General features: G+C 65.4%; 10 protein-coding genes. 9 read left to right on the forward strand and 1 reads right to left on the reverse strand.

Annotation, left to right across the window (positions count from 1 at the left end):
• Window positions 1-24: 24 nt before the first annotated feature.
• Genes ACO550_RS05910 through ACO550_RS05930 form a run of 5 tightly spaced genes read left to right on the forward strand, consistent with a single transcriptional unit; the run spans window position 25 to window position 5,573 of the window.
• The gene (locus ACO550_RS05910) at window positions 25-1,179 is read left to right on the forward strand and encodes an acyl-CoA dehydrogenase family protein (protein WP_315595301.1); all 1,155 of its coding nucleotides are present in this window, start codon (window positions 25-27) and stop codon (window positions 1,177-1,179) included.
• 39 nt (window positions 1,180-1,218) lie between these two features.
• The gene (locus ACO550_RS05915; protein ID WP_315595302.1) at window positions 1,219-2,133 is read left to right on the forward strand and encodes an SDR family oxidoreductase; all 915 of its coding nucleotides are present in this window, start codon (window positions 1,219-1,221) and stop codon (window positions 2,131-2,133) included.
• Between the two features lie 10 nt (window positions 2,134-2,143).
• Window positions 2,144-3,376: an acyl-CoA dehydrogenase family protein gene (locus ACO550_RS05920; protein WP_315595303.1), complete on the forward strand. Its 1,233-nt coding sequence runs from the start codon at window positions 2,144-2,146 to the stop codon at window positions 3,374-3,376.
• Between the two features lie 20 nt (window positions 3,377-3,396).
• The gene (locus tag ACO550_RS05925; RefSeq protein WP_315595304.1) at window positions 3,397-5,097 is read left to right on the forward strand and encodes a long-chain-fatty-acid--CoA ligase; all 1,701 of its coding nucleotides are present in this window, start codon (window positions 3,397-3,399) and stop codon (window positions 5,095-5,097) included.
• Window positions 5,094-5,573: a PaaI family thioesterase gene (locus ACO550_RS05930; protein ID WP_315595305.1), complete on the forward strand. Its 480-nt coding sequence runs from the start codon at window positions 5,094-5,096 to the stop codon at window positions 5,571-5,573. Before ACO550_RS05925 ends, ACO550_RS05930 begins: the two co-directional genes overlap by 4 nt.
• Window positions 5,574-5,788: 215 nt before the next feature.
• Here the strand turns inward: ACO550_RS05930 and ACO550_RS05935 are convergent, their stop codons facing one another.
• Window positions 5,789-6,757, reverse strand: coding sequence for a tripartite tricarboxylate transporter substrate-binding protein (locus tag ACO550_RS05935; protein ID WP_315595306.1), 969 nt, complete (start codon window positions 6,755-6,757; stop codon window positions 5,789-5,791).
• A 196-nt stretch (window positions 6,758-6,953) separates the two neighbouring features.
• Here ACO550_RS05935 and ACO550_RS05940 point away from each other — a divergent pair, with 196 nt between their 5' ends.
• The 4 genes from ACO550_RS05940 (at window position 6,954) to ACO550_RS05955 (ending at window position 12,784) form a co-directional block, all read left to right on the forward strand.
• Window positions 6,954-8,150 (forward strand): acyl-CoA dehydrogenase family protein, encoded by a 1,197-nt coding sequence (locus ACO550_RS05940; protein ID WP_315595307.1) that lies wholly within the window; start codon window positions 6,954-6,956, stop codon window positions 8,148-8,150.
• 30 nt (window positions 8,151-8,180) lie between these two features.
• Complete coding sequence (locus ACO550_RS05945) at window positions 8,181-9,290, forward strand: acyl-CoA dehydrogenase family protein (protein WP_315595308.1); 1,110 nt, start codon at window positions 8,181-8,183, stop codon at window positions 9,288-9,290.
• 72 nt (window positions 9,291-9,362) lie between these two features.
• Window positions 9,363-10,976 carry a GMC family oxidoreductase gene (locus ACO550_RS05950; RefSeq protein WP_315595309.1) on the forward strand — a complete coding sequence of 538 codons (1,614 nt, stop codon included), beginning with the start codon at window positions 9,363-9,365 and terminating at the stop codon, window positions 10,974-10,976.
• 41 nt (window positions 10,977-11,017) lie between these two features.
• The gene (locus ACO550_RS05955) at window positions 11,018-12,784 is read left to right on the forward strand and encodes a hypothetical protein (protein ID WP_315595310.1); all 1,767 of its coding nucleotides are present in this window, start codon (window positions 11,018-11,020) and stop codon (window positions 12,782-12,784) included.
• Window positions 12,785-12,806: the final 22 nt, after the last annotated feature.

Raw genomic sequence — 12,806 nt, forward strand, 5'->3', positions numbered from 1 at the left:
GGTGGAGCAAGGAGAGCAGTTACCATGAATTTCAGCCTGACAGAAGACCAGGACCTGATGGTCAGCGCCACCCGGCGCATGGTGCAGACGCGCATCGAGCCCATATTGCGCAAGCATCCGGTTAGCCAGCCGTTGCCCAAGGCGGCCATGCTGGAGATCTTCGCCGCATTTGCCGAGCTTGGCATCACTGCGCCACGCATCCCGGTGGAAGCCGGTGGTGGCGGCCTGAAGATGCTCGACTACGGGATGATCCTCGAACAGTTGCCGCCGGTGGTGGCGCTGTCGCTGGCGTCGCACGAGGGCACGATCCTGCGTATCCACCTTGGTTGCCCGGACGAGATTCGCGAGCGCTACCTCCCGGACCTGATCGCGGGCCGCAAGATCGCCTGCACCGCGAACACCGAGGCCAATGCAGGTTCCGATTCGGGAGCGATCCGCACGCGCCTGGAGATAGACGGCGATGACGCCTACCTGACCGGCCGCAAGATGTGGATCACCAACGCCTCCATCTGCGACGTGGTTAATGTGTCGTGCGTGGAGGGTATCGGCGAAGACGGTCGGCCGATCACGCGCCGCGCGCTGGTCGACCGCCACGAGGTCGATTTCGAGATCCGCGAGACCGGTATCACCGGCCTGCAGCAAGGCCATCTGAGCGAACTGGTGTTCGAGCGCACCCGCGTGCCGGCCAACCACATCATGGGCGAGGCCGGCGACGCGGCGAAGACGCTGACCATGGCGTGGAACGGAAACCGTCCGTTGCTCGGGTTGATGTGCGTGCATCTTGCACAGAAGGCGTTCGAGATGGCCGTCGAGTACGCGAAGTCGCGCCAGCAGTTCGGCAAGCCGCTGGCCAGCCACCAGCTCGTGCAGAAGGACCTTGCAGATATCGAGACGATGATCGTGTCGTCCCGTCTGCTGTGCTACCACGCGCTTGACTGCATTGACCGCGGCTTGCGCGCCAACGGCACGTCCGCGATGGCCAAGCGCTACGCCACGCAAGCGTGCGAGCGAGCCATCCACCTGGCCATGCAGGTGCACGGTGCGATGGGCATCAGCGAGGAACTCGGGCTGGAACGCATGTGGCGCGACGCCCGCGTGTTTCAGGTGCCAGACGGCATGAACGGCATCCTTGCCCTGATCCAGGGGCGCGAACTGACAGGCACGGCGGCCTTCCGCTGAACGATGCCAACTCCATAAAGAGACACTGAGAGAGACACCATGAACGAAAAGATGATGGAAGGAAAGGTTGTGATTGTCACTGGCGCGGGCCGTGGCATCGGGCGCGAGATTGCACTGGCGATGGCGCGTAACGGTGCGAAGGTCGTCGTCAACGACGTGGGTGTGACCGTAACCGGCGATGCGAGCCAGGAGGATCCGGCCGAGGAAGTGGCGGGCCTGATCCGTGCCGAGGGTGGCGAGGCGGTCATCAGCCGCGAAAGCGTGTCCGAAGCGGACAGCGCCGCGCGCATAGTGGAAGCGGCAGTCGACCACTTCGGGAGCGTCGACACCGTGGTCAATAACGCCGGCATCCTGCGCGACCGCATCTTTCACCAGATGACTCCCGAGGAATTCGATGCGGTGATGCGTGTGCATATCTACGGCGCCTTCAACATGAGCCGCGCCGCGGCCACGCACTACCGCAACCAGAAACGTGGCAACTTCGTCCACATGACGTCGACGTCCGGCCTGATCGGCAATATCGGCCAGGCCAACTATGCCGCCGCCAAGATGGGCGTGGCCGGGCTGTCGAAGGCCATCGCGCTGGACATGGCCCGCTACAACGTCCGCTCAAACTGCATCTCGCCGTTCGCGTGGAGCCGCATGGGCGGCGCGATTCCGGAGACGCCGGACCAGGTGGAGCGCATTGCCAAGGCTAGGACCATGTCGCCGGCCGATATCGCGCCGCTTGCCGTGTTCCTGGCAAGCGACGCGGCTGCCACTGTCAATGGCCAGATCTTTACCGTGCGCCGCAACGAGATCTTCCTGATGAGCCAGCCACGCCCGGTGCGCGCCATGCAGCGCAGCGACGGCTGGACGCCGCAGACGCTGGCCTCGCACCTGCTGCCGGCCATGGCGCCTTCGTTCTTCCCCGTGGAAGTGTCGGGACAGGTATTCGCCTGGGCCCCAGTCTGAGGAGCCGAACATGGATTTCACGATTCCTGGCGAATGGGTGGACTTCGGGGACGCGCTGCTGAAGTTCATCGACCGAGAGGTTGCGCCGCTGGAGCACGAGCACCGCGCATTGCTGTCGAGCGAACGCACGGTCTACACGGACGACGGCCGCTTCAACCCCGAAGTGCTGGCGCTGCGCCGGCAAGTGCGGATGCGCTCGGCGGAGATGGGGTTCTACACGGCACTGTCCCCCGAGTCGCTGGGCGGCGGCGGGCTCGGCGCGCAAGCGGCATGCTACGTGCAGGAGCGCCTGAACGCGCATTGCGGCCCCGATAGACCGCTGGTGCAGACGGTGGTGTTGCCGTCGCCGTTTACGAATGGCCTGTCGCCCGTGCTGAAACACCTCGACCCGGCAGTGCTGGACATGGTGCATGCCAACTTGGCAAGCGGCGGCAAGACCATGTGTTTCGGCTTGTCCGAGCCGGACGCCGGTTCGGACGTCTTCGGCATGCGCACCCGGGCGGTGCGGGACGGCGACCACTGGATCATCAACGGCGCCAAGCAATGGATCACCAACGCGTCTTACGCTGACTACGCGATGGTTTTCGCCGTCACCGATGAGGAGAAGGCGCGGGCGCACAAGGGTGGCATCACGGGCTTCTTCCTGCCGACCGCTACGCCTGGTTTCTCCGTGCCGAGCGTGATCCCGACCATGGGCCACCTCGGCGGCGACATCGCTATCGTCTCGCTGGAGGACGTGCGCGTGCCCGACACTTACCGCCTTGGCCCCGTCGACAAGGGGCTGCAGGTGGCACTCGACGGCGTCAACGCCGGCCGCCTGAGCATGGCGGCGTCGTGCGTCGGCCTCGCACAGTGGGCGCTTGCGCAGGCGATCGAGTATTCCAAGGTCCGCAAGACCTTCGGCGGTCCGATCAGCCATCACCAGGCCGTGCAGTTCATGCTTGCCGAGTGCGCGATGGACATATACGCCGCCAAGTCGATGATCCGTCATTGCGCATGGCTGGTGGACCAGGGGATGCCCGCCACCAAGGAAGTGTCGATGGTCAAGGCGTCGGCCACGGAGATGGTGGGCCGGGTGTTCGACCGCGCCATCCAGGTCCACGGCGCCATGGGCCTGACCAACGAGCTGCGGCTGGAAGCGGGCTATCGCTATGCCCGCACACTGCGGATTCCAGACGGTACTTCGGAAATCCAGCGCCGCACCATCGCCCGCCAGCTTCTTGGCGGTGACACTGAAATCTGAACGCATAGACAGGAGGAGACATGACAATGCCTTCCGCCATTCTCGAGCGCCCGGCCGGCACGCTCATTCTCGACCGCAAGTACGCCAGGGCCGGCTTGCCGGACCGCGTGCACGTGCCCGATACCACGGCATTCGAGAACCTCGAATTCTCCGCTCGCCGCTACCCTGGCAAGACTGCGGTCCAGTTCTACGGTGCGGCTCACTCGTACGCTGCCCTGCTGCGCGAGGCAGAAGGGCTCGCGGGCTATCTGCAGCACTGCGGCGTCCAGCCTGGCGACCGCGTGATGCTGTTCAGCCAGAACTGCCCGCAGTTCATCGCCGCCTATTTTGCGATCCTGCGTGCGCAGGCTGTGGTGGTTCCCGTCAACGCGATGCTGCTGGAAGATGAATTGCGTCATATCGCCACCGACAGTGGTGCCGTGGCCTGCTTCGCGGCGCAGGAGCTGGCGTCGCAACTGTCGCCGTTGCTCGGTGCGACGCCGTTGCGTACGGTGATCGTCCATGCCTACGGCGACGCACTTGGCGACGACGACGCGGGCCTGGCTATCCCGGACTGGGTGCGCGTGCGCTGCACCGCCGACAGCCTGCCGCCCGGCACTGTGAGTTGGCTGTCCGCGCTGGCGGCAGGGCACCGGCCACGCCCGTACGCCGGCAAGCAGTCCGATCTCTGCATGCTGCCGTACACGTCAGGCACCACCGGCGCACCGAAGGCCTGCATGCACGACCATCGCACCGTGATGACCTCGGTGTCCGGCTCGCAGCTCTGGAGGAACACCAGTGCCGAGGCCTGCTATCTCGCCGTTGCGCCGATGTTCCACCTGCTCGGCCTGCAGAACGGCATCAACGGCCCGGTGTTCATGGGCGGCACCATCGTGCTGCTGCCGCGTTGGGAAGCCCGCACCGCCGCGCAACTGATCGAGCGCCATCGCGTGACGTTCTGGGGCGCGCTGCCGCCGATGCTGGTCGATTTCTTCAGCCAGCCCGACATCGAGACGCGTGACATCGGCAGCCTGCGGGTGGTGGCCGGCGGCGGCGCGGCCATGCCGGAGAACACGGCCACGCTGATGCGCGAACGGTACGGGCTGCAGTACCTGGAGGGCTACGGCCTGACCGAGACGGCGTCGTTCCTGTTCGCCAATCCGATGCACCGGCCCAAGCCTTCGTGCCTGGGCGTGCGTACGTATGGCGTGGAAGCGCATGTGATCGACCCGGAGACACTGCAGTCGCTGCCGGCGGGCGAGGTGGGCGAGATCGTCGTCCATGGCGCGCAGATCATGCATGGTTACTGGAACAATCCGAAGGCCAATGCCGAGAGCTTCATCGAGATCGACGGCAAGCGGTTCTTTCGCACCGGCGATCTCGCCTGCATGGACGAGGAAGGCTACTTCTTCATGCGCGACCGTCTCAAGCGAATGATCAACGCTGCTGGCTACAAGGTCTGGCCAGCCGAGGTCGAGGCCATGCTCTACCGCCATCCGGCCATCCACGAAACCTGCGTGATCTCTGCACACGACAGCCATCGCGGCGAGACCGTGAAGGCGGTGATCGTGCTCAAGTCAGGCCATGAGAGCACCACAGCCGAGAGTCTGCTGGCTTGGTGCCGGGAGCATATGGCAACGTACAAGGCGCCGCGCATCGTGGAGATCGTGCCGTCCATTCCACGCACGGCCACCGGCAAGCTGGCGTGGCGCGCATTGCAAGAGGCGGAGCAGGGCAGATGAAACAGGTATCGACCAGCCAGCGGGAGGATGCGCCGATGACAGCATTCCGGGAACCGGTGCTGGCGGAGATTCCGGAACACTTCGAGCCGCTGGTTTCGACGTCCGGCTTCATTCGCATGACGGGACCGTTCTACATCCACGCGGCTCAGCCCATCGTGGCGGCTCGCGTGGGTCGGGAGCATCTAAATCAGATCGGCATCGCGCACGGCGGCTTTCTGGCTACGCTCGCCGACGTGGCCCTGGGTGCCATCGTGCGCCGAGATCTTGCGGTGGCGGCCGCGCCGACCGTACACCTCAGCGTGGACTACGTGGGCGCGGTGCAGGTGGGCGACTGGGTCGAGGCCCATGTGCGCGTGCTCAAGGACGGCCGCAATCTCATTAATGCGGACTGCGACGTGCGGGTGGGCGGGCGCGTGGCGCTGCACGCGAGCGGAGCCTTCTTCGTCAAGGTCCGCGCCGGACAAGCCGTAGATTGACCCAACGCAGCTCACCCTTTGATGGATCTTTGGTGGCCGCTGCTTGCGCGGCACCCAGACGCCGGCATCGATCATGATCCGGCGTACCGTTTCCTTGGCCAGATCAACGCCATGGCTGAGCTTCATCGTCCCGTACAACTGACACCGGCCCGTACGGCAGGCGAAATGAACCGGGTCGCCCGCCGCCCCGCAGCCGGCACCGTCCTGCGCGGAGGTCAATCCCCCCTGGCGCCGGAAAGCTGGATCATCCGCCCGACCACCGGCTCGGCGACCTCGTAGTCGCGGCGGAACTGCGCCGCGCTGTTGCCGACGGGTTCGAGGGAGTAGGTCGCGAGGTGCATCTTCATTGCCGGCGACTGTGCGGCGAGGCGCGCTTCCTTCTCCAGTTGCGCCAGCACCGGGTGTGGCGTCTTTGCCGGCGCCAGCATGCCGATCCATGCTGCAGGCGTGAGTTCGACGTCGGTGAATCCCGCCTCGGCCATCGTGGGCACGCCGGGCAGGCCGCTGGCCCGCGCATTACCCATAACGGCCAGCGGGCGGATCTTGCCGCTTTCCATGAACGGGCGCAGTGCCACCAGCGTGGCCACGCCCCACGTGATCGAGCCACCGGCCAGGTCCTGTGCCAGCGGCGCCTCGCCCTTGTAAGGAATGTGGGCCATATCGAGCTGCCGGCTACGGTTCAGGTAAGCCCCTACCAAATGGCCGTAGGTGCCTGGCCCGTAGGAGCCAAAACTGGCCTTGCTCTGGTTCTTCGCAGCCCATGTCAGCAGACCCTTCACGTCCTGCGCAGGCACGTCGGCGCCGACAGCGAGCACGAGGTTGCCCGAGCTCAGCTCTGAGATGAAGGCGAAGTCGCGCCGAACGTCATACGGAACGGTGCGGTAGAGGTGAGGTGTGTTGAGCAGGGGCGATGCGTGCGTGACAAGCACCGTGTAACCATCCGGTGCGGCGCGGGCCACGCTCTGCAAGGCCACGATGCCGCCCGCGCCCGGCCTGTTGTCCACCACGATGGGCTGGCGCATCCGCGTGCTCATCTCCTTGGCGAATGCGCGTGCGACGGCATCGGTCGCACCGCCGGCTGGCGCCGGTACGACAAAGGTGACCGGCCGGGTGGGGTACTCCTGCGCGGAGCTTGCGTGGCTGAAGGCCAATGCCAGTACGGCGGAAATAGTCTTGATGCGCACGACGGGCTTCCTTGTTCGTGGATGTTGTGGAGCGCATGCCGCATCGGCGGCGATGGCAGTTGGCAGCGTAGGGCTATCGGCGGCTGTTCTTGCCACCGGGTGTGGGGGGCGGGGAAATCCCTCCCCCCTGAATCCGGTGGGGTGGGAGGCGTCTTCCCTTGGTCTACTTGCGTCACAAGGACGTACGGAGACATTGATGGATTTGCGCTTCACTGCCGCAGAAGAGACCTTTCGCGAGGAAGTCCGCGACTTTGCTCGGACCAATCTGCCTGCCGATCTTTCGGATAAGGTGCTCACTCACCGGCGGCTGGCCAAGGAAGACTTCGTGCGCTGGCACCGCATCCTCCATGCGCATGGCTGGGGCGCGCCGGCGTGGCCGAAGGAATGGGGCGGCACCGGCTGGAACGTGATGCAGCGCCTGATCTTCGAGATCGAGACGTTTCGCGCTGGCGCACCGCGCCTGCTGCCGTTCGGCCTGAACATGATTGGTCCGGTGCTGATGAAGTACGCAAGCCCCGCCATGCAGCAGCGCTTCCTGCCGCGCATTCCGGGAATGGACGACTTCTGGTGCCAGGGTTACTCCGAGCCCGGCGCGGGGTCGGATCTCGCTTCGCTCAAAACGCGTGCGCTCCGCAATGGAGATCGGTACATCGTCAATGGCCAGAAGACCTGGACGTCCTATGGCCAGTACGCCGACTGGATCTTCTGCCTTGTGCGCACCGACAGCGGAGCGAAGCCGCAGGATGGCATCTCGATGCTGCTGATCGACATGAACTCGCCTGGCGTCACCGTGCGTCCGATCAGGACGCTCGACGGTGGCCATGACGTCAACGAGACGTGGTTTGAGGACGTGGAGGTCCCAGCCGAAAACCTGCTTGGCGAAGAGAACAAGGGCTGGACCTATGCCAAGTACCTGCTTGGCCACGAGCGCACCGGCATCGCGGGCATTGGTCATTGTCATCGCGAGATGCGGCGCCTGAAGGACTGCGCACGGCAAGCCGCCGACGGTCAGGGCCGGCCGCTGATCGAGGACGTGCGCATGCGCGACAAGATTGCCCGCCTGGAAATGGACCTGACGGCCCTGGAAATGCTGCTGCTGCGCGTGGCCACGCAGGACGCCGCGTGCGGACCCGGCCCGGAGGCATCGATTGTCAAAATCAAGGGCTCGGAACTCCAGCAGGACATCGCCATGCTGCAGATGGAGGTTGCCGGCCCGCATGCCTGGCCCTATGCGCCCGAGTGGCTGGAGCCCGGCGCAGTCCCGCCTGCTGGCGGACAAGCATGGGCGGCGGCCGCGACCGCAGCGTACTTCGATATGCGCAAGACCTCGATCTACGGCGGCGCCAACGAAGTGCAGAAGAACATCATCGCCCGGATGCTGATCGGCATTTGAGCCAGGCGAAGCCATCAGGACAGATACGACATGGACTTCAACTACAGCGTAGAGCAGCGGATGCTGGCCGACAGCCTGCGCCGCTTCATCGACTCCGTCTACACGTTCGCCAGACGCCGGCGCATCGCACGCGAAGGCCATGGTTTCGACCGCGACATCTGGGCCTCGCTGGCCAACATGGGCGTCTGCGGGTTGACCGTGCCGGCGGAGTTCGGCGGCTATGGCGAAGGTGCGGCAAGTCAGCTCGTGGTGCAGCGCGAGCTTGGGCGAGGTCTGGTGCTCGAACCCGTGATCCCGAGCGCGGTCATGGCAACCGCCATCCTCGCCGCACACGGCACGCCGACGCAGCAGACCACATGGTTCCCCGCCATGGCGAGCGGCGAGCGCGTGCTTGCGGTCGCGTACCTGGAGCCGGACAGCCGCTATCGGGCCGACTCCGCATGGGCCACGGCCACGCGCTCGGGCGAAGGGTATGTGCTTGACGGCGTCAAGTCATTGGTCTGGCATGGCGAGGCCGCCGATGCTTTCCTGGTCAGCGCCCGCCTTGGCGGCGAGATCGCGCTTTTCCTCGTGCCGCGCGACGCACCGATGGTGGTTCCCTATCCGGCCATCGACGGCACGCGCGGTGCGGACCTGCGGTTCGACGTCGTACGGCTCGGTGCGGATTCGCTGGTCAGCAACGACGGACTGGCGGCTCTGCAGCACGGCCTGGACCACGGTATTGCAGCCCAATGCGCGGCGGCGTCCGGTGCGATGGAACGGCTGATCGAGATGACCGCCGAGTACCTGCGCACGCGTCGCCAGTTCGGCATCCCGCTCGCCGCATTGCAGGCGCTGCAGCACCGCATGGCCGACATGCTCGTGCAGAAGGAGATCGCCCTGTCAATGGCCTATGTGGCCGCGCAGGCGCTGGATGAGGCCGACTCCGCCAGACGCCAGCGGATGCTGGCCGGCGCCAAGGTGACGATGACACGCGCCGCCCGTTTCGTCGGCCAGCAGGCGGTGCAGTTGCACGGCGGCATGGGCATGACAGACGAACTGGAGGTCGGCGACTACTTCAAGTTCCTGACCATGGCGGACATCCTGCTGGGCGACGCCGATTTCCACCTGGAGCGGTACGGCATGGCGATGGTGGCCTGAGCCAGGCGCAATCCTCACTGACAGCAAACCATGTGCGGGCAGGCAAGCCAGGCTCGCGTTCGGGGAAAAAGCATGCAAGCAAGTTACGACTACATCGTCGTTGGCGCCGGCTCGGCGGGCTGCGCGGTGGCTGGGCGGCTGGCCGAGAGCGGTTCCGGCTCGGTGGCGCTGGTGGAGGCTGGCCCACATGACCGCAGCGGGCTGATCACGATGCCCATCGGCATCGCCATCGTCGCCCGCAAGCGGGGGCCGCGGAACTACTATTTCGATGCGATGCCGGACGCGGAACTGAACGGACGCAGCGTCGCGCAGCCTCGCGGACGGGGCCTCGGCGGCAGTTCGTCGATCAATGGCATGGTCTACATCCGCGGCAATGCGCACGACTACGACGGCTGGGAGACCGACGGCTGGCGCTGGCAGGACGTGTTGCCGTACTTCCGCCGCTCCGAATGCAACGAACGTGCGGCGGGCCATGATGATGACCCCTTGCATGGCGGTACGGGCCCACTTAGCGTGGCCGACCTGCGCTCGCCGAGCCCGTTCGCACGCTACTTCCTGGAGGCCGCGATGGCCGTCGGTCATCGCTACAACCCCGACTTCAACGGTGGGCAACAGGAAGGGGCTGGCTACTACCAGGTGACCCAGCGCAACGGCGAGCGCTGTAGCGCAGCCCGCGCCTACCTGCGAGACGCATCCGGCACCGCCACGCGCTGGCAGAACCTCGATGTGCTGACCGACCGACAGGTGCTGCGCATCGTCTTCGAGGGGCAGCGGGCGACCGGCGTGGCGGTGATGCGCGACGGCCGCGAAGAGATCCTGACGGCCAGGCGCGAAATCATCGTCAGCGGCGGAGCCTTCGGCTCGCCGCAACTGCTGATGGCCTCGGGTATCGGTCCGGGCCAGCAACTGCAGGAATTGGGCGTCCCCGTGGTACATCACGCACCGGGTGTCGGGCAGAACCTGCAGGAGCATCCGAACGTGTCGCTCTATCAATCGCACGTGCCTACCACCGACCTGTTTGGTGTGTCGGCGGCCGGGGCGTGGCGCATGATGGCCGAATGGAAGCGCTACAAACGCAACCGCACCGGCATGCTGACGAGCAACTGCGCGGAAGCGGGCGTGTTCGTCAAGAGCCGCCGGGAGCTGGCTGATCCAGACCTGCAATTGCACCTGATCCCGGCGGTGGCAGCGCGGGACCGCGTGCTGGCGCACGGCTATTCGTGCCACGTATGCGTGCTGCGGCCCAGGAGTCGCGGACAGGTCCGGCTGCGTTCCGCGGATACGCGCGAGGCGCCAATGATCGACATGCGGTTGCTGTCGCATCCGCAGGACATGGAAGACCTGGTGACGGGCGTACGCGTGGCCAAGCGCATCATCGACGAACCCGCGTTGGCCCGCTTTGGTGGCCGCCGTCTGCATTCCGCCCACCTGCGCGGCGACGGTACCGACGACGATGCCATCCGCCAGTACATCCGCGAGTACTGCGAAACCGCCTATCACCCGGTGGGGACATGCCGCATGGGCCATGACGCGGAATCGGTGGTCGACCCCGCGCTGCGCGTGCGCGGTGTGCAAGGCCTGCGCGTGGCCGACGCCTCGATCATGCCGCTGCTCGTGAGCGGCAATACCAATGCACCGGCCATCATGATCGGCGAGAAGGCAGCCGACTTGATCCTTTCTAACTGATGGCATCAAACGATATGTCGAACACACTGAAGGAGACATCCATGCGGAGCCAAACCAAGGCGCTGCACGCGGTACTGACCTGCACCGCGGCATTCATGTTCATGTCAGCGTCGGCGGCCACGCCGAGCGTCATCTCGCCGCCCAACCCCTATCTGGCGCAATCCTTCAACAACCAGACGCATTGGAACGATGCCGCGTCCGACAGCACAAGCATCGCGGTGCCGCGTGGCGCCTACGAGATGACACCCAATGCCTACGCTGTAGTGCCTAACGAAGGGCTGGCGCTGTCCGCGTACAGCGACCGTGTGGCCGGTACCGAGATCCATTGGTACTGGGCGGGCTATTCGTTGCGCAAGCTGAAGGTTGACGGGATGAAGATCACCGAGATCGATCGCCTGGACATGCCGCCCAAGCTGCCCGGATACCAGCCCGTCACGGCAGTGCAGCGGCTGGAACAGGCCGCAGCGGTGCAGAAGCTGATCGAGGCGCAGGACGAACAGGGCCTCTTCGACTACATGAAGAGCCAGCCAAATCGCCTGATCACGACGACGACCGATCAGATGATGGCAGGCGCGTTCTATACGCTTCTCACGCGCGAGGACGCCTTCATCGGTGCCAACGCCCGCAAGGTGTTCCGGATCGAGCAGGAGGACCCGAAGCAGCCGCTGTCGCGCATGCGGCTCGTGCGCGAGGCAGCAATGCCGGCAACGCTGTTCGACAACGAAAAAGTGAAGCAGTCCACCCGCATCAGCGTCGACACCCTGTTCGGCATGGGGATGACTTTCAACGGCTATCTTGTGCTCAACACCGTGGGCGGCAAGGTGGCTACCCTGCGGCGCGACACGCTCGAACTGGTAGACACCTACAGCGTGGAAGGGCGGGACGAGGTCTTCCTCAACAGCTTCGCCACGGGGCCGGAGGCTGGCGGTGGTGCCGTGTATGTGGCGTCCAATCAGAACATGTATCGGCTCGTCGTCGATGCCGACGGGAAGATCCACGCGGATGAAGCCAGCGGTGCGTGGAAGGCGCCCTACGAGCGCGGCCGCCGCTTCACTTCCGTCAAGGCCGGCGATGGCACGGGATCGACGCCCACCCTGATGGGTTTCGGGCCGGGCGAGGACAAGCTGGTGGTGTTCACCGACGGCGCGGAGAAGATGCGCCTGGTGGCGATGTGGCGCGACGGGATACCCGATGGCTGGAAGCGGCGGCCAGGCGCGCTGTCCGATCGCGTGGCCGACCAGCGCGAAGTGGATCTCGGGGCCGGTATCGAAACCGTGCAGTCGGAGCAGTCCGTCTCGGTGTACGACGGCCACGCCTTCGTAGTCAACAATATCCCTACCCGCGAGAGCCCGACGCTCGCCAACGAGGGCTTCTACGTGAACTTCCTGAACGGCGCAACCCGCCCGCCCGCGCGCGGTGCCGCCATGCTCAGGTGGGACAACCACCTGCACGCCTGGAAGGCACTCTGGACCCGTACCGATGTGAGCTCGGTTTCGGTGGTGCCAATGATCAGCGGCGGTAGCCGCATGGCCATTATCGACGGCTACTTCCCGGAGCGCCGGAACGAGCGCCATCTGATCGGGATGGATCTCGACACGGGCAAGACCGTCATGGCGATTCGTACCGGCACCAACCCGTTGTTCAACGGCATGTACGCGCCGGTCAAGTGCGATAGCGATGGACGCATTCTCTACGGCATGGCGTTTGGCCTCGTGCTGGCGGACACCACGCGCATGACGCGGTTTGATCTCGCGTCGCTGCCGGGCGCCGCCACTGAAAGCAAGCGAGTGGCTGGCGCCGGCAAGTAATCACGAAACAGGGGATAGACAT

This window comes from Cupriavidus sp. (assembly GCF_057315035.1).